The organism is Streptomyces sp. D2-8 (assembly GCF_023184515.1).
Classification (GTDB): domain Bacteria; phylum Actinomycetota; class Actinomycetes; order Streptomycetales; family Streptomycetaceae; genus Streptomyces.
The window spans coordinates 518,930-536,160 of sequence record NZ_JAAHBP010000003.1; the positions used below are offsets into that span (position 1 = coordinate 518,930).

Annotated in this window: 15 protein-coding genes; 10 read left to right on the top strand and 5 right to left on the bottom strand. The window is 71.1% G+C overall.

What is annotated here, in order from left to right; all coding sequences use genetic code 11:
* The first annotated feature begins 8 nt into the window (after window positions 1-8).
* On the top strand, window positions 9-3,293 hold the full coding sequence (gene lysX, locus G3I77_RS08685) for a bifunctional lysylphosphatidylglycerol synthetase/lysine--tRNA ligase LysX (protein WP_248502032.1): 3,285 nt from the start codon (window positions 9-11) through the stop codon (window positions 3,291-3,293).
* Between the two features lie 89 nt (window positions 3,294-3,382).
* Window positions 3,383-4,228 carry a polysaccharide deacetylase family protein gene (locus tag G3I77_RS08690; RefSeq protein ID WP_248502033.1) on the top strand — a complete coding sequence of 282 codons (846 nt, stop codon included), beginning with the start codon at window positions 3,383-3,385 and terminating at the stop codon, window positions 4,226-4,228.
* A gap of 39 nt (window positions 4,229-4,267) precedes the next feature.
* On the opposite strand, the gene G3I77_RS08695 is transcribed toward G3I77_RS08690, so the two are convergent.
* Complete coding sequence (locus G3I77_RS08695) at window positions 4,268-4,936, bottom strand: class F sortase (protein ID WP_248502034.1); 669 nt, start codon at window positions 4,934-4,936, stop codon at window positions 4,268-4,270.
* Between the two features lie 351 nt (window positions 4,937-5,287).
* On the opposite strand from G3I77_RS08695, the gene G3I77_RS08700 reads away from it, so the two are divergent.
* A complete protein-coding gene (locus tag G3I77_RS08700) occupies window positions 5,288-5,839 on the top strand; it encodes a hypothetical protein (protein ID WP_248502035.1) in 552 nt (183 codons plus the stop codon).
* Between the two features lie 109 nt (window positions 5,840-5,948).
* Here G3I77_RS08700 and G3I77_RS08705 read toward each other — a convergent pair whose 3' ends face one another.
* The 3 genes from G3I77_RS08705 to G3I77_RS40620 all read right to left on the bottom strand — a co-directional run bounded on the left by G3I77_RS08705 (window position 5,949) and on the right by G3I77_RS40620 (window position 7,633).
* Window positions 5,949-6,488, bottom strand: coding sequence for a hypothetical protein (locus G3I77_RS08705; protein WP_248502036.1), 540 nt, complete (start codon window positions 6,486-6,488; stop codon window positions 5,949-5,951).
* A 224-nt stretch (window positions 6,489-6,712) separates the two neighbouring features.
* Window positions 6,713-7,477 (bottom strand): DUF4239 domain-containing protein, encoded by a 765-nt coding sequence (locus G3I77_RS08710; RefSeq protein WP_248502037.1) that lies wholly within the window; start codon window positions 7,475-7,477, stop codon window positions 6,713-6,715.
* Between the two features lie 24 nt (window positions 7,478-7,501).
* Window positions 7,502-7,633 carry a hypothetical protein gene (locus G3I77_RS40620; RefSeq protein ID WP_282572662.1) on the bottom strand — a complete coding sequence of 44 codons (132 nt, stop codon included), beginning with the start codon at window positions 7,631-7,633 and terminating at the stop codon, window positions 7,502-7,504.
* Window positions 7,634-7,661: 28 nt separating this feature from the next.
* Between G3I77_RS40620 and G3I77_RS08715 the strand changes: the two genes are divergently transcribed.
* The 4 genes from G3I77_RS08715 (at window position 7,662) to G3I77_RS08730 (ending at window position 12,683) form a co-directional block, all read left to right on the top strand.
* Window positions 7,662-8,120, top strand: a complete 459-nt coding sequence (locus G3I77_RS08715; RefSeq protein WP_248502038.1) for a hypothetical protein — start codon at window positions 7,662-7,664, stop codon at window positions 8,118-8,120.
* 292 nt (window positions 8,121-8,412) lie between these two features.
* Entirely contained in the window at window positions 8,413-9,402 is a 990-nt protein-coding gene (locus G3I77_RS08720; protein ID WP_248502039.1) for an SCO0930 family lipoprotein, read from the top strand.
* A 330-nt stretch (window positions 9,403-9,732) separates the two neighbouring features.
* Window positions 9,733-10,545, top strand: coding sequence for an SAM-dependent methyltransferase (locus G3I77_RS08725; protein ID WP_248502040.1), 813 nt, complete (start codon window positions 9,733-9,735; stop codon window positions 10,543-10,545).
* On the top strand, window positions 10,542-12,683 hold the full coding sequence (locus G3I77_RS08730; RefSeq protein WP_248502041.1) for an EAL domain-containing protein: 2,142 nt from the start codon (window positions 10,542-10,544) through the stop codon (window positions 12,681-12,683). Before G3I77_RS08725 ends, G3I77_RS08730 begins: the two co-directional genes overlap by 4 nt.
* Before the next feature lie 136 nt (window positions 12,684-12,819).
* On the opposite strand, the gene G3I77_RS08735 is transcribed toward G3I77_RS08730, so the two are convergent.
* Window positions 12,820-13,704, bottom strand: a complete 885-nt coding sequence (locus tag G3I77_RS08735; protein ID WP_248502042.1) for a LysR family transcriptional regulator — start codon at window positions 13,702-13,704, stop codon at window positions 12,820-12,822.
* A gap of 83 nt (window positions 13,705-13,787) precedes the next feature.
* Between G3I77_RS08735 and G3I77_RS08740 the strand changes: the two genes are divergently transcribed.
* From G3I77_RS08740 to G3I77_RS08750, 3 genes are read left to right on the top strand one after another with little or no spacing between them, the layout of a single operon-like run.
* Window positions 13,788-14,495 carry a succinate dehydrogenase gene (locus G3I77_RS08740; protein WP_248502043.1) on the top strand — a complete coding sequence of 236 codons (708 nt, stop codon included), beginning with the start codon at window positions 13,788-13,790 and terminating at the stop codon, window positions 14,493-14,495.
* Between the two features lie 2 nt (window positions 14,496-14,497).
* Entirely contained in the window at window positions 14,498-16,456 is a 1,959-nt protein-coding gene (locus G3I77_RS08745; RefSeq protein ID WP_248502044.1) for a fumarate reductase/succinate dehydrogenase flavoprotein subunit, read from the top strand.
* A complete protein-coding gene (locus G3I77_RS08750; RefSeq protein ID WP_248502045.1) occupies window positions 16,453-17,199 on the top strand; it encodes a succinate dehydrogenase/fumarate reductase iron-sulfur subunit in 747 nt (248 codons plus the stop codon). The genes G3I77_RS08745 and G3I77_RS08750 overlap by 4 nt, the downstream gene beginning before the upstream one ends.
* The last annotated feature ends 32 nt before the right edge of the window (window positions 17,200-17,231 follow it).

A 17,231-nucleotide genomic window follows, 5' to 3' on the forward strand; every position in this document is an offset into this window, starting at 1 on the left:
TCGAAAGCATGAGCGTCATCGCGGACACCGGGACGGCCGAGGACACCTCAGGCGCGATACCGCCGCCCCGCCGGGCGCACGGCTTTCTGAGCCGGGTACCCGAGGGCTTCGCTGTCTTCTTCGGGGCGCTCGGTCTGCTCTGCGCCCTGCTGGCTCTGATCCCCCCGCTGCGCACCGGGCTGCGCCCGCTCGTCCGCTTCCTGGACCTGCTGCTCGTCCCGGTCAGCGCCAACCTCGCCTACGCCGTCTTCCTGTTCCTGCTCGCCGCAGCGACCGGCGCCCGCAAGAAGATCGCCTGGTGGCTGGTCGTCGTCTACGTGGGCCTGCTGGTCCTCACCGACATCCTCGGCATGGCCGTCGGCGAGTTCGCCGAGTCCGTCCCCTCCCTCGTGGTGTGCGGCCTCGCCCTGGTCCTGCTGGTCATCGCCCGCAAGGAGTTCTACGCCGCCTCCCGCCGCGCCGCCGTACGCCGGGCCCTCGCCGTCCTGGTGGCGGGCCTGGTCGTGGCGATCCTGGTCGGCTGGGCCCTGGTCGAGGCGTTCCCCGGCAGCCTGCCCGGCAACGAGCGCCTGGCCTGGGCCGCCAACCGGGTGTGCGGCGGCCTGGTGCCCGCCGGCTCCTTCGACGGCCGCCCGCCGCACGCCCTGTTCTTCCTGCTCGGCCTGTTCGGCGCGCTCGCTCTGCTGAACGCCGCCGCCACCCTGTTCCGCTCCCAGCGCCTGGAAGCCGCCCTGCACGACGACGAGGAGGCCCGCATCCGCGCCCTCCTCGGCCGCTACGGCGGCCAGGACTCCCTCGGCTACTTCGCCACCCGCCGCGACAAGGCCGCCGTCTTCTCACCCAGCGGCAAGGCCGCCGTCACCTACCGCGTCGAGGCCGGAGTGTGCCTGGCCAGCGGCGACCCGGTGGGCGACCGGGAGGCCTGGCCGCACGCGATCGCCGCCTGGCAGGACGTGGCCCGCCGCTACGCCTGGGTCCCGGCCGTGATGGGCGCCTCCGAGGAAGGCGCCCGGGCCTTCGTCCGCGCCGGCCTCGGCGCGCTCCAGCTCGGCGATGAGGCGATCCTGCACGTCCTCGAATTCGACCTCGACGGCCGCGACATGCGCGTCACCCGCCAGGCCGTCAACCGGGTCCGCCGGATGGGCGTCACCTGCCGCGTCCGCCGCCACTCCACCCTCGGCGAGGACGAGATGCGGCAGCTCGTCGAACGCGCCGACGCCTGGCGCGACACCGAGACCGAACGCGGCTTCTCCATGGCCCTGGACCGCCTCGGCGACCCGGCCGACGGCGACTGCCTCCTCGCCGAGGCCCTCGACCAGGACGGCCGGCTCCTCGCCATCCAGTCCTTCGTGCCCTGGGGCAAGGACGGCGTCTCCCTGGACCTGATGCGCCGTGACCGCACCGCCCCCAACGGTGTCATGGAGTTCATGGTCGCCGAACTGTGCGCCGCCGCACCGAAACTGGGCGTGCGCAAGGTCTCGCTGAACTTCGCCGTGTTCCGCTCCGTGTTCGAGGAGGGCGCCCGCATCGGTGCGGGACCGGTGATCCGCCTCTGGCGCCGCCTGCTGCTGTTCTTCTCCAAGTGGTGGCAACTGGAGGCCCTGTACCGCTCCAACGCCAAGTACCACCCCGAGTGGTACCCCCGCTTCCTCTGCTACGCGGAGGCGGCCTCCCTCGCCCGGGTCGGCCTCGCCTCCGGCATCGCCGAGGGCTTCGTCTCCGTACCGTCCATGCGCAAACTCTGGGGAAAAGGGCACCCGAAGGCCGGGCAGCGCCCCGCCACCACGGCGGGACTGCCGTCGTTGGCGGTGCTCGGCCTCGCCGGAGGGGACGGGACCGAGCCCGCCGACCCCCTCTCCGGCCTGTCCGACCAGGTCCGCGTCCGGCACCACAAGCTCCACCGGCTGCGCGCCGACGGCACCGACCCCTACCCGGTGGGCATCCCGACCCGCACCCACACCCTCGCCGAGGTCCGGCAGGGCGAGCAGGTCACCGTCGCCGGCCGGATCATGCTGGTCCGCGACTTCGGCGGCATCGTGTTCGTCGTCCTGCGCGACTGGTCCGGCGACCACCAACTGGCTCTCACCCGCGACCGCTCCGGCCCCGCCCTGGACCGCTTCACCGCCGACACCGACATCGGCGACCACATCACCGTCACCGGCCAGGCGGGCGTCAGCGACAAGGGCGAGCCGACCGTCTTCGTCACCTCCTGGCAGCTCACCGGCAAGTGCCTGCGCCCTCTGCCCGACAAACGCCGGGGCCTCGCCGACCCGGAGGCCAAGGTCCGCCGCCGCTACCTCGACCTGGTCGCGAGCCCCGACGCCCGCGAGGTGATCCGCGCCCGCTCCACCGCCGTCCAGGCCCTGCGCCAGGGCCTGCTGGAACGCGGCTACCTCGAGGTCGAGACGCCGATGCTCCAGCAGATCCACGGCGGCGCCAACGCCCGCCCCTTCACCACCCACATCAACGCCTACGACCTCGACCTCTACCTGCGCATCGCCCCCGAGCTGTACCTGAAACGGCTGTGCGTCGGCGGCCTGGAGAAGGTCTTCGAACTGGGCCGCACCTTCCGCAACGAGGGCGTCTCCTACAAGCACAACCCCGAGTTCACGATGCTGGAGGCCTACCAGGCCTTCGCCGACTACGACGTGATGCTCGACCTCGTCCGCGAACTCGTCCAGGGCGCCGCCACCGCCGCCTTCGGCAGGCCCGTCGCCCACAAGGACGGCACGGAGTACGACATCTCCGGGCAGTGGCCCGTGAAGACCGTCTACGGCGCCATCAGCGAGGCCCTCGGCGAGGAGATCCACCCCGGCACGGAACTGCCCGGGCTGCTCCGGCTCTGCGACCGCGCCGGCGTGCCGTACACCGCCGACGACGGCCACGGCGACGTCATCCTGGAGATGTACGAGCGGCTCGTGGAGGAGAAGACCCAGCTGCCCACCTTCTACAAGGACTTCCCGACCGAGGTCTCCCCGCTGACCCGGCAGCACCGCACCGACCCGCGCCTGGCCGAGCGCTGGGACCTCGTCGCCTTCGGCACCGAACTCGGCACCGCCTACTCGGAGCTCACCGACCCCGTCGAGCAGCGCCGCCGCCTCACCGCCCAGTCCCTGCTCGCCGCCGGGGGCGACCCCGAGGCGATGGAACTCGACGAGGACTTCCTCGACGCCCTCGAGTACGCCATGCCGCCCACCGGCGGCCTCGGTGTCGGCGTCGACCGGCTGGTCATGTTCCTCACCGGACTGACGATCCGCGAGACCCTGCCCTTCCCCCTGGTGCGCCGCCGCTGACCCACCTGCGTGGGCCGAGCGGGTGAAAGTGTGCCTCCACCTCGGTGTTGCTCATGTGCGTCGGCCTTCCGCCGGGCGACTGATGAGTCATGAAGAAGGATCAGTTGCTCACCCGGCTGCTCACCCGGCGCCGGGCGTTGATCGCGGGTGCCGGCGCCGTGGGAGCGGCCGCGACGGCCGGAGTGGTCACGGCTCTCACCGGGGACGGACCCGTCACCTCCGCCACGGCCGCGGGTCCCCAGGTCCGCCGCCCCCTCAAGTCCTCCGAGTACCGGCTGCAGCCCCTGACCGGCTACGGCCCGCCGCGCGCCGCACCCCGCCGGACTCTGGTGCGCCGCGAACCGCTGCTGCGCGTGTCCGGCCGCGGCCGCACCATGGTGCTGACCTTCGACGACGGCCCCGATCCCCGCTACACCCCGGACATCCTGGACACCCTGGCCGAGTACGACGTGCGCGCGATGTTCTTCGTGTGCGGCGAGATGGTCGCCGGCGGCAGGAAGCTGCTGGCCCGGATGGCCGACGAGGGCCACGTCGTGGGGAACCACACCTGGTCCCACCCGTTGCTCACCCGCCTCACCCGCCGGCAGATCCGCTCCCAGATGGAACGGACCAGCGACGTCATCGAGGATGCCTACGGAGAGCGCCCCGAGTGGTTCCGCGCGCCCTACGGCGCCTGGAACCGCGCTGCCCTCCAGATCGGCGCGGAACTCGGCATGGAACCGCTCGCCTGGACGGTCGACACGCTCGACTGGACAGCCCCCGGGACCCGGTCCATCGCGAAGCGGGTCGAACACGGCGCCGCCCCCGGCGTCGTGGTGCTCTCGCACGACGCCGGGGGCGACCGCTCGCAGAGTGTGCGGGCGTTGCGGCGGTATCTGCCCGAACTGCTGGACTCCGGCTACCACGTCACCGTGCCCAGGCGGCACTACGCGTAAGGAACGCCTTCGGGCTTTCGCCCGCCCGGCCGGGAACGCTCAGCGCACCTCGACCAGGCGGGCGAAGGCGACGACATTCCCCGCATAGCCTTCCTGCTCGGAGAAACCGCCACCGCAGGTGATGACCCGCAGTTCGGCCGCGCCCTTGGACGCGTAGACACGGTCGCCGGGGAAATTGTTCTTCTCGAACACCTCGATGCCGTAAATCTCGAACTCGGCGGTCTTTCCGTCCTGCCGGGCGACCTCGACGCGATTTCCCTTCTTCAGGGCCCCGAGTCCGTAGAACACGGCGGGGCCCTGCTGGTTGTCGACGTGCCCGACCACGACCGCGGTGCCCTTCTCGCCGGGGGTGACGGCACCGGTGAACCAGCCGGCCAGGTTGGGGTCCTCCGGCGGCGGCGCGCCGACCCAGCCGTCCGCGTCCAGGCCCACGGGGATGATCGGCGCGTCGACCTGGATCGCCGGGATCCTGACCCGGTCCGGGAGGGCGTAGGGCAAGGGCCGTGCGGCCCCGGCGAAGGTGCCGCCGGGTACCCGGCTGTCCGCCGCGGCCGCCGTCGCCGGCTGCGGCGGGCCTTCGTCGAACTCCCCCGAACCATTCCGGATGAGCGCGAGGCCGGTCAGCAGAACCAGCGCTATCACGCCCCACGGGGCGGGCTTCTTGCGCCGCGCCTCCTCTTCCGCCTCGGCCAGCTCGGACGCAGACATTCGCCATCCCCTCTCGACGCGGCCGTCGCCGTGCCAATCGCGCATATCGACACGCTAAGTGGCACGCGCGAAACCGGCGACGGGGCGGGGGCGAACGGGTGGCCCGGGGCCGAAAGGGGCGGCCCGGGGAGAGAAGGTGCGCCATCCGAGTTGCCGCGGCGAGGAAATTTCTGACGGTCCGTGACCTGCGGCGATATCAGATATTGCGGTTATCCCGCACGGCCTTCTCTCACCAGGACGGACCATTCCCGAAGTGCGGCTCGCGGCACGGCAACTGACTGTCTTTCTGGGAGGCGCTTTCTCGCCGATCGACCGGGGACGGGTCCCGGGGCGCCTTCCGCGGAGGTTCACATGCGTAACACTCGTGCCCTGGCGGTCGTCGGCGCAGCGGTCGCCGCCCTCGGCCTCTCCGCCCCCGCGGCCGTCGCGTGGGACACGCCCAGCAACATCGTCGCCCTGCCCGGCGTGATCGCCCGCGGTGGCCAGCTGACCATCACGGTCGACGGCTGCCGCAACGGAGGTACGGCCACGTCCAACGCGTTCGCGCCGACCCGGCTGTCGCCCGCCCACCCCGGCGGCAAGGGCAACGAGGGCGACAGGGGCGGCGCCGGCGACAACGAGGCCGGCAGGGGCACCGCCGGCAACGAGACCGCGCGGGGCACCGCCACCATCAACAGCAACGCCCGTCCTGGCTCGTACGACATCACGGTCACCTGCAACGGCAGGACCCTGACCAAGCCGCAGGCCTTCACCGTCATCGGCGGTGTCCGCGGCGGTATCGGCGGGAGCAGCACCACCGGTGCGACCCCGACCGACATGGCCATCGGCGGCGGTCTCGTGGCCGCGGCGGCCGTCGGCGGCGGCGTGTTCTGGATGCGCCGCCGGGCCGAGCGGCGCATCTGACGCCTCGCTCCGCGCTTCTTCGACTAGTCATCGCCTCGCACGTGAACGGTCTTCGCCCCGGCTCCCCTCACCAGGGGAGCCGGGGCGAAGACCTGCGGCTCGGGGTGCGTCAGCCGGCGTCCTCGTCGGGGCGGCGGCGTGAGAAGTGGTAGGCGACGCCGAGCGATCCGGCGATCAGTGCGGCGCCGAGGCCGATCTCCTTGAGGTCGAAGCCGGCGAGAGTGCCGCCCTCACCGGCGTGCACACCCTTGTGGGGGTGGTGCGCCGGGTGATGAGTGGGGTGGTGCGTGGGGTGGTGTGTCGGACGGCCGCCCGCGATCGTCAGGCGCGCGGTGCCGCTCGACTCGTCACATTCGAACTCCACGTCGTACACGGCACCGGGCTTGGCGTCCCAGTCGACGACGGCCGTCGCCCAGGACTCCTTAGGCGGGATGGTGACCACGTCGAAGACCGGTGAGTTGACCGCCGCCTCCCCCCGGCACGCCTTGTTGCGCACCACCCGCAGAGTGACCTCACCCCCGGCCGCCACGGTGGAGGGCTCGACGCTGAAGCCGAAGTCGGTCTGGATCGCCGCGTCGGCGGCGGGCACGCAGGAGGTGAGGGCGCCGGCGCCCAGCAGTACGGCCGAAGCGACGCATATCGCGCGCATGGTGAAACCTCCGGGTCCCCGAGGAGCAGCCGCGGACCTGTTCCGCTCACGTCACAAATGCTCCTCGATGCCCGAAACGCTAAGAAGGCGCGCTCGGTGGCGCGATCGCAGTAGCGCGAATGGGGCACGGGTGTGGGCCGCCCGGGGGAACGCCGTTGACGCGGCCGGGGGACGGCGACGGTGTGTCGCGCGCCCCCGGCCGGGATCCGTGATGCGGGGCGCCGTCAGTCCTGGACGCCCGGGAAGAGGTTCAGGAACGGTTCCGCCGAGGCGGTCACGCCCCTGCTGTAAGGCGAGTCGAAATCCCAGATCAGGAACAGCAGGAAGGCGATCAGCGCCGAGAACAACCCCGCGAGGACCAGTTCGCGTGTCGTTCTGCGGATCTGCAGCGCGAAGATCATCCCGATGGTGATGACGGCCCCGGCGATCAGCCCGAACCACACCACGCCCGGCATCGTCTCCCCGGTCGACTCCGCCCGGGCGATCCGGGCCTGGTTCGCCGCGGTCACCTGGTCCAGCAGCGGCTGGTAGGCCTGGGCCTCGAAGTCCGTCGCCGGCTCGTAGTCGGTGACGTCCTGGCGGATCCGCTCGAAGAGCTCGGCGCCGCGCTCGGTGACCTCGCCCTTGTCGGCCATGGTGTCCCACTCGGTGGTCACGACATGGCTCACATACGTCCGGATGTCGTCCCGGATGCGGTCGCGTTCCCCGGCCGGATAGACCCGTACCCGCTCCGAGATCTCGTGCAGCGCGGTCGCCTCGGCCTGGACGTGGTCCTGCGCGGCGCTGCGCCCCTCCCAGACGCCGGCGATCGCCAGCCCCAGGACGATGGCGTAGACCACGCCGATCCACATCGTCATGTACTCGATGACGTCCGGGGTCTCACTGGGGTCCTCGTCCTCGGGCGCCGCGCGGTGGCGTACGAAGGTGATGATGACCACCACGGCACAGGCGGCCAGCATCGCGAGGGTGAGAACAAGCCATTCCGGCAAGAGGTACCTCCAGGGCTTCACGGATCAGCGCGCGCGCAGCGCGGCGACGGCCACCACTGCGGGCACCGTGACGAGCAGGACGAAGGTGAGCGGCGACAGCGTGCCGTTCGCCCGGCGTGGCCGCGGCGGCGCGGCGCGGTAGCGCGGGTAGTGCACGGGTGCCGCGGACGGCGGCGGCGCGGGGGTGGCCGGCGGTGCCGGTGCCGGTGTCGGCGCCGGTGCCGGGGGAGCGGGCGACGGCGGCGCGGGCCGCGGAGCCGTCCGGGGCGGGGGTGGCGCCGGGCGTGGCACGGGCGGCGGCGCAGGAGCCGGCGGCTCCGGCCTGGCGGTGGGGGCCGGCTTCGGGGGCGGGGGCTTCGGTGGCGGCGGGTCCGGCGTCGGCGTCGGCGGGGGCGTCGGCTTGGGCGGCGGCGGACTCGGGGTCGGGGTCGGCGTGGGGGAGAGGCTCGGTGTGGGTGGTGCCGGGCACGGCGGCTTGGTCGGCCAGGTCTTCTTGCTTCCCGCGTACGCCACCGCCTCGGTGCCGTCCGGCCCCGTCGAGGCATACGCGCAGGCGTCGGCCACCGCGACCCCGGCCGGTGCGCCGACGAGCGCCCAGGTCAGCGTCGCCGCCGCCAAGGCCCGTGCCGCAAGGGCGGGTTGAGTCGAGAGGGGTCCATGCACGACGAAGATCATGAGCCCTGTGTCGCCCGGACGTGCCGGGGCGCAAGGGGATTGCCCCGAACGAAGGATATCCGGGTGCCGCCGGTTTGATCGGCGGTCGCCCGCAGGGTGCTCGGCGTGCACGTGTGTACGACGGCGCGCGGGGCTCGTCGCAGGTTCCGGAAAGAAATTTGGCCGACGGTTGAACACAAGAGCTGCTCCCGTGCGTACTCATGGCCGTGCGGCGGCGCAGTAGGGCGCTGCAACACCCTTGCGATTATGGGGAGTTGACGATGAAGACCTCCTGGCGGAGCGCCTCACTCGTGGCGAGCGCCGCGGCGGTCCTGGCGCTGACGACGGCGTGCGGTCAGGACAGCCCACCGGCGGCCAGCCAGAACGTGGGCGCCACGGCCGCGCCCGGGGACTACGGAAGCATCGGTGCGGGCGCCGGGAGCGCGGCGGGCGGCACCGCGGCCACCCAGCCGGCCGCGCCGAGCGCCTCCAGCCCGTCCAACCCCGCCGGCAAGCTGTCCGTCTCCACCGCCGAGAAGGTCGGCAAGGTGGTCACCGACAGTCTCGGCCTCACCCTGTACCGGTTCGACCAGGACACCGAACAGCCGCCCAAGTCGAACTGCGACGGCGACTGCGCCAAGACCTGGCCGCCGGTCCCGGCCGACGACGCCGAGGCCGGTGAGGGCATCGACAAGGCGCTGCTCGGCTCGGTCACCCGGGCCGACGGCACCAAGCAGCTCACGGTCGGCGGCTGGCCCGCCTACCGTTACGCCAAGGACGTCAACGCCGGTGACGTCAAGGGCCAGGGAGTGGGCGGCAAGTGGTACGCGCTCGCCCCCGACGGCAAGAAGGCGCAGGGGGGCGCGGCCGGTGGCGGTGCCGAGGCGCTGCCCGGGCTGTCCACCCGCAACGACCCCAAGCTGGGCGAGATCGTCATCGACAAGAACGGCATGACGGTCTACCGGTTCATGAAGGACTCGCAGTGGCCGATGAAGACCGCGTGCACGGGGGACTGCCTGGAGAAGTGGCCGGTCATCGCACCGGTCGACGAGAAGGACACCAAGGGGATCGACCTTCAGGGGTCCACGCCCAACCGGGGCTACGTCGTCTTCGACCGCCCTGACGGCATCAAGCAGCAGACCATCGACTGCATCCCGATCTACACCTTCGCGGGCGACAAGAAGGCCGGTGACACCAACGGCCAGGGTGTCGGCGGCACCTGGTACGCCATCCGCCCCGACGGGAAGCCGGTCGGCGCCTCGGAGAAGTAGAGAAACCTCCCCAGGGTTGATCGTCTCGTCCACCCGAAGCGCAGACCCGGTCCGCCCCTCCGTGCTCCACGGAGGGGCGGACCGTTTTGCCGTGCTTCACCTGAACTCATCAAATTCTCAACACTCTTCCCCTTCCGAGACGGAACTCTCCGGAACGCCTCGGGCACTGTTCGTCATATGTTCGAAGGGTATGCGGAGGGGTATCAATTCGGCACGTGCCGCAGGCAGTGACCGGGAACGGATGGTCAATTTCCGTTTCGGGTCGCTCCATTGGCGGGCGATCAGTAGCCTCTGCTCGAACACCGGATCGCCTACGCCTTGGAGAGATAGATGGAGCGTCCCGCCTGGGCCCCACGGAGCATCGACATCTCGGTGCCCAGCGTTTCCCGGATGTACGACTACTATCTGGGCGGGTCGCACAACTTCGAGGTCGACCGGGAAGCGGCCCGCAGGGCCATGGAGTTCATGCCGGGACTCCCCAAGATCATGCAGGCCAACCGCGCTTTCATGCGCCGCGCCGTGCGCTACGCGGCCGGCCAGGGCATCTCCCAGTTCCTGGACATCGGCTCCGGCATCCCCACCTTCGGCAACGTGCACGAGGTGGCGCAGACCGCCCGCCCCGGGGCGCGCGTGGTGTACGTCGACCACGATCCGGTGGCGGTCGCGCACAGCCAGGCGGTTCTGGCGGGCAACGACGACGCGGGCGTCGTCGCCGCGGACCTGCGCAAGCCCCAGGAGATCCTGCGCAGCCCCGAGGTGGAGCGGCTGATCGACCTGAATCAGCCAGTGGCTCTGCTCCTCGTTGCCATACTGCACTTCGTGGAAGACGAGGACGACCCGTACGGGGCCGTGGCCGAGCTGGGCGAGGCGCTCGCGCCCGGCAGCCTGCTCGTGCTCACCCACGCCTCCTACGAGGGGATCCCGCTGCCGCCGGAGCGGGCCGGGGGTGCGGTGGACGTGTACGAGGACATCCGCACCCCGCTGATCATGCGCTCGCGCGAGGAGATCGCGCGGTTCTTCGAGGGGTACGACATGGTGGAACCCGGACTGGTGGCGATGCCGTGCTGGCGGCCCGACACCGCACCGGAGGACGAGGATCCGTATGCGTTCTCCGGGTTCGCGGGCGTGGGGCGTACGGCGTGATCGCGGAACCGGACGGGCCGGAGGGCAGACTGCGCCGGTTCGCGACGATCTGGAGCCGGGCCGTCTTCCCGGTGACCTCGACGTCGTCGACCCGCCCCGAGTTCGAGGCCCAACTGCTGCCGCTGGCCCGGCGGCTGAGCGAGGCACTGCTGGCCCGGGCCTTCGACTCCGACGCGGGCAGGGCGGTCGGCGCCGCCCTCGTGGACGCGCACTGCACCGACCCGGAGGCGCTCAGCCGCACCCTGGACTGCGTCGACGCCTACCTGGTCCTGTACTGCGGCGGCGACGGCGACCAGGAGGACCTGCGGGCGCGGTGTTCGCGGCTGCAGCACGCGATGGCCGCCGGATTCGCGCGGGAGCTGCGCGAACGGACCCTGGCCGAGCAGGAGTCCATCGCACAGGCCGCCCTCCAGGCGCAGGGTGTGGTGGCGCAGGCCCTGCACGCGAGCGAGGCGCGCTTCCGCGCCGTCTTCGAGGGTGCGGCCATAGGAATCGGCATGGCCGACCTCGAGGGCAACATACTGCAGGTCAACGGCGCGCTGCTGCGCATGTTCGGGGTCTCCGAGCAGACGCTGCGCAGCCGCAACGTCCGGGACTGGACCCACCCCGACGACGCTCCGCAGACCTGGCGGCTCTACGACGAACTCGTGCGGGGCGAGCGGGAGCACTACCACCTGGAGAAGGCGTTCTACCGCCCTGACGGCACCGTCCTGTGGACCAACCTGACGGTCTCGCTGCTGCGGGACGCCGACGGCGATCCGCAGTACCAGCTCGCCCTCATGGAGGACACCACCGAGCGGCGGCTGCTCAACCTGCGGCTTCGCTACGAGGCCACGCACGACGCGCTGACCGGGCTGCCGAACCGCACGTTCTTCTTCGAGCGCCTGGAGAAGGCACTGGGCGCCGGGGAAGGCCAGCGGTTCGGGCTGTGCTACCTGGACCTCGACGGCTTCAAGACCATCAACGACAGCCTCGGCCACGCGGCCGGCGACCGGCTGCTGGTGGAGGTCGCCGACCGGCTGCAGTCCTGCACCACGGCGCCCGGCGAGATGGTCGCCCGGCTCGGCGGCGACGAGTTCGTGGCGCTGACCACCGGACCCGACACCCAACGCCAGGTCGACGAACTGGCCGGCCGCATCATGAACGCGCTGCTCGCGCCGATCAGTGTCGACGGCCGGGAGCTGACCGTGCGCGGCAGCATCGGCATCGTCGAGGGCCCGGCCGGGGAACGCAGCCCGGCGGAGGTGCTGCGCAGCGCGGACATCACCATGTACCGGGCCAAGTCGGCGGGCGGCAACCGCTTCGAGCTCGCCGACCCGGAGGCGGACGCCCGGGCCATCACGCGGCACGGCCTGACGACGGCGCTGCCGACGGCGCTGGAGCGGGGCGAGTTCTTCATCGAGTACCAGCCGCTGGTGCATCTCGGCGACGGCAGCGTCCGGGGCGCCGAGGCCCTGGTGCGCTGGCTGCATCCGCAGCACGGCGTGCTCGGGCCGGACCGGTTCATCCCGCTCGCGGAGCACACGGGGCTCATCGTGCCGCTGGGGCGCTGGGTGCTGGAGCAGTCGGTGCGGCAGGCACGGGAGTGGCGGGAACTGCACGGGGGTGCTGACGCGGGGCCGCTGCGGATCAACGTGAACCTGTCGCCGTGCCAGCTGACGCATCCCGGGCTGGTGCAGGACACGGTCGACATCCTGGAGCGCACGGGCGTCGCGCCGGACGCGCTGTGCCTGGAGGTCACGGAGTCGGCGCTGATCGGGGCGGACGACGATCTGCTGAAGCCGCTGCGGCGGCTGGCGGAGATGGGCGTCGACATCGCGCTGGACGACTTCGGGACGGGGTACTCCAACCTCGCCAACCTGCGCCGGCTGCCGGTCAGCATCCTGAAGCTGGACCGGTCCTTCACCCAGAGCATGCAGCAGTTCCCCGCGGACCCCGTCGACCTGAAGATCGTCGAGGGGATCGTCTCGCTGGCGCACAGCCTGGACCTCGCGGTGACGGTGGAGGGCGTGGAGACGGGGGCGCAGGCCGAACAACTCCGCATACTCGGCTGCGACACGGCCCAGGGCTGGTACTACGCGAGGCCGGGCCCCCCTGAGCGGCTGCACGAACTGGCGTTGGTGGACGCGACGGGCTGAAGGGGCCTTCTCGGGGGCGCGGGGCTGTACTCGATATGCGGCTCCGCCGCGTGGGCGCGCACCACCACAACGCACCCGCACCCCCGAGCGGCGCTCCCCTCCAACGGCGCTCCCATCCAGCGGCGCTCCGGAACAGTCAGCGCTCCAGCAACATCCGCTGCAACTCCCGAGCGGCCCGAGGCGGAGCCACATCACTACGATGCGCCAGCGCAATCGTGCGGTGGAGGCCGGGTCTGGCCAGCGGAGTCACCCGCAGACCAGGACCCGACCTCGCCGCCACCATCCGCGGTACGACGGCAACCCCCAGCCCGGCCCGCACAAAACCCAGCACCGCGTCCATCTCCCCGCCCTCCACCGCGAAGTCGGGTTCGAACCCCTCGGCCCGGCACGCCGCCACGGTCAGCTCCCGCAGGTCGTACCCGTGCCGGAACATCACCAGCCGCTCACCCTCCAGGTCGGAGACCCGCACGGTACGCCGCCCCCGGCCGGGGCGTGGGGCATCCGGTGAGGAGACCACGACGAGATCCTCCCGCAGCAGCTCCACCGTGGTCAGCGCGGGAGACGGCGTCGGCAGCGGCAGCACCACCAGCGCCAGATCCAGCGCCCCGCGCGCCAGCTCCCGCACCAGGTCGTGGGAGCCGCCCTCCTCGATCAGCAGCCGGATCCCGGGGTAGCGGTCGTGGAAGGCGCGCAGCACATCCGGCAGCAGACCCGTGCACAGACTCGGCGTCGCCCCCAGCCGCACCCGGCCGCTGCGCAGCTGCGCCAGTTCCTGCACCTCGTGCCGGGCCGTATCCGCGTCGGCCAGGATGCGCCGGGCCAGCGGGAGGAGCGCCTCCCCGGCGTCCGTGAGCGTGATGTTGCCCCGGGCGCGCAGGAACAGATCCGCGCCCAGCTCCCGCTCCAGCGCCTTGATCTGCTGCGACAGCGAGGGCTGCGCGACATGGACCAGATCGGCGGCCCGGGTGAAGTGCCGGGTCTCGGCGACGGCCACGAAGTACTGGAGCTGCTGGAACTGCATGCACCCACGATAGCTCCAGCCTATGGATTCAAGCCGGACCATGTCTTGGACCGATCGGCCGCACGTCCGTAGCGTGCTGTTCCATGGCTCTGGCAACGCGGACGGACCGGCGGCCGTCCCTCGCACGCACCGTGTGGGACTCCACCGTCGGCAAGAAGACCGTGATGGCGGTCAGCGGTCTGATCATGCTGCTGTACCTGGTCGTCCACATGATCGGAAACCTGAAGATCTTCTTCGGGGCAGGCGAGTTCAACCACTACGCGCACTGGCTGCGCACCGTCGGCGAGCCGTTCATGCACTACGAGTGGACGCTCTGGCTCGTCCGGGTCGTACTGGTCGTCGCCGTCGTCGCGCACGCCACCTCGGCGTACCAGCTCAGCCGCCGCGACATCAGGGCACGGCCCAGCAAGTACGTGCACAAAAGGGCACGGGCGAGCTATGCGACGCGCACCATGCGCTGGGGCGGCATCATCCTCGGTCTGTTCATCGTCTGGCACATCCTCGACCTGACGACCGGCACCGTGCACTCCGGCGGCTTCCAGGAGGGCCACCCCTACCAGAACGTCGTGGACACCTTCTCCACCTGGTACGGCAACGCCGTCTACATCGTCGCGATGCTCGCGCTCGGCCTGCACATCCGGCACGGCTTCTGGAGCGCGGCCCAGACCCTCGGCGTCGGCAGCCGCACCCGCGACCGCGCCCTGAAGACCGTCGCAGACGTCCTCGCGCTGCTGCTCACGGCCGGTTTCATCGCCGTACCCGTGGGCGTCATGACCGGAGTGGTGAGCTGAAGATGACTTCCTACCGCGAGTACACGGCCTACGCGACCGGTGAGCCGGTCGTCGACACCAAGGCCCCGTCCGGGCCGATCAACGAGCGCTGGGACAAGCGCCGCTTCGAGGCCAAGCTGGTCAACCCCGCCAACCGGCGCAAGCACACCGTGATCGTCGTCGGCACCGGCCTCGCCGGCGGCTCCGCCGGGGCCACGCTCGCCGAACAGGGCTACCACGTCGTCCAGTTCTGCTACCAGGACTCGCCCCGCCGCGCCCACTCCATCGCCGCGCAAGGCGGCATCAACGCGGCGAAGGACTACCGCAACGACGGCGACTCCATCCACCGCCTGTTCTACGACACCGTCAAGGGCGGCGACTTCCGCGCCCGCGAGTCCAACGTCCACCGGCTCGCGCAGATCTCCGTCGAGATCATCGACCAGTGCGTGGCCCAGGGCGTGCCCTTCGCCCGTGAGTACGGCGGGCTGCTCGACACCCGGTCCTTCGGCGGTGTGCAGGTCTCGCGCACCTTCTACGCCCGCGGCCAGACGGGCCAGCAGCTTCTCCTCGGCGCCTACCAGGCCCTCAGCCGGCAGATCGCCGCCGGGAACATCGAGATGCACCCGCGGACCGAGATGCTCGACCTGATCGTCGTGGACGGGCGGGCACGCGGGATCGTGGCCCGGGACCTGGTCACGGGGAAGATCGACACTTACTTCGCGGACGCCGTCGTGCTCGCCTCCGGCGGCTACGGCAACGTCTTCTACCTGTCGACGAACGCCATGAACTCCAACGCCACCGCCGTCTGGCGGGCCCACCGGCGCGGCGCGTACTTCGCCAACCCCTGCTTCACCCAGATCCACCCCACCTGTATCCCGCGCACCGGCGACCACCAGTCCAAGCTGACGCTGATGAGCGAGTCGCTGCGCAACGACGGGCGGATCTGGGTGCCGAAGGCCAAGGGCGACCAGCGGCCCCCGAACGAGATCCCCGAGGACGAGCGCGACTACTACCTGGAGCGCATCTACCCGTCCTTCGGCAACCTCGTCCCGCGGGACATCGCCTCCCGCGCCGCGAAGAACGTCTGCGACGAGGGCCGCGGAGTGGGGCCGGGCGGGCAGGGCGTCTATCTCGACTTCGCCGACGCCATCGAGCGCATGGGCCGGAGAGCCGTCGAGGCCAAGTACGGCAACCTCTTCGACATGTACCAGCGGATCACCGACGAGGATCCGTACCAGGTGCCGATGCGGATCTACCCCGCCGTGCACTACACGATGGGCGGCCTGTGGGTCGACTACGACCTCCAGACCACCGTCCCCGGGCTGTTCGCGATCGGCGAGGCCAACTTCTCCGACCACGGCGCCAACCGGCTCGGCGCCTCCGCGCTGATGCAGGGACTCGCGGACGGCTACTTCGTCCTCCCCTCGACCATCAACGACTACCTGGCCCGCAACCCGCACCACGACGCGGTGACCGACGAACACCCCGTCGTCCAGGAGGTGCTGGCCGACACCCGGGACCGGCTCAACCTGCTGCTGTCCGTGGACGGAGACCGCACCCCCGACTCCTTCCACCGCGAGGTCGGCGAACTCATGTGGGAGTTCTGCGGCATGGCCCGCACCGACTCCGGGCTGCGCAAGGCGCTGGAGCGCATCCCGCAGATCCGCGAGGAGTTCTGGCGGCGCATCAAGGTGCCCGGCACCGGCGAGGAGTTCAACCAGTCGCTGGAGAAGGCCAACCGCGTCGTCGACTACCTGGAGCTCGCCGAGCTGATGTGCCTCGACGCGCTGCACCGCGAGGAGTCCTGCGGCGGCCACTTCCGCGAGGAGTCCCAGACGCCCGACGGCGAGGCCGCCCGCAGGGACGAGGAGTTCGGGTACGCGGCCGCCTGGGAGTTCACCGGCACCGGCGAGGCTCCCGTCCTGCACAAGGAAGACCTGGTCTTCGAGTACGTCCACCCCACCCAGCGGAGCTACGCATGAAGCTCACCCTGCGCGTCTGGCGGCAGCGCAACGCCGACGCCGACGGCACGATGTCCACGTACGAGGTGGACGGGATCTCACCCGACATGTCCTTCCTGGAGATGCTCGACACCCTCAACGAGGAGCTCATCCTGCGGGGTGAGGACCCGGTGGCCTTCGACCACGACTGCCGCGAGGGCATCTGCGGCGCGTGCTCGCTGGTCATCAACGGCGACGCGCATGGTCCCGAGCGGACCACCACCTGTCAGTTGCACATGCGGTCGTTCGAGGACGGCGACACGATCGATGTGGAGCCGTGGCGGGCGTCGGCGTTCCCGGTGATCAAGGATCTGGTCGTGGACCGGTCGGCGTTCGACCGGATCATCCAGGCCGGCGGATACATCACCGCGCCGACCGGCGCGGCCCCCGAGGCACACGCCACGCCGGTGCCGAAGCCGGATGCCGACTTCGCCTTCGAGCACGCCGAGTGCATCGGGTGCGGGGCGTGCGTGGCGGCCTGCCCGAACGGGGCGGCGATGCTGTTCACCTCCGCCAAGATCAACCATCTGAACGTGCTGCCGCAGGGGGCGCCCGAGCGGGAGACGCGGGTGCTGGACATGGTGGAGCAGATGGACGAGGAGGGGTTCGGGGGGTGCACGCTCGCGGGCGAGTGCGCCACGGCCTGCCCGAAGGGGATCCCGTTGATGTCCATCACCAGCATGAACAAGGAGTGGTTGCGGGCTGCGCGGAAGGTGAAGCGGTAGCGCCGTCGCGGGGACGGTTGTTCGGCGGCTGC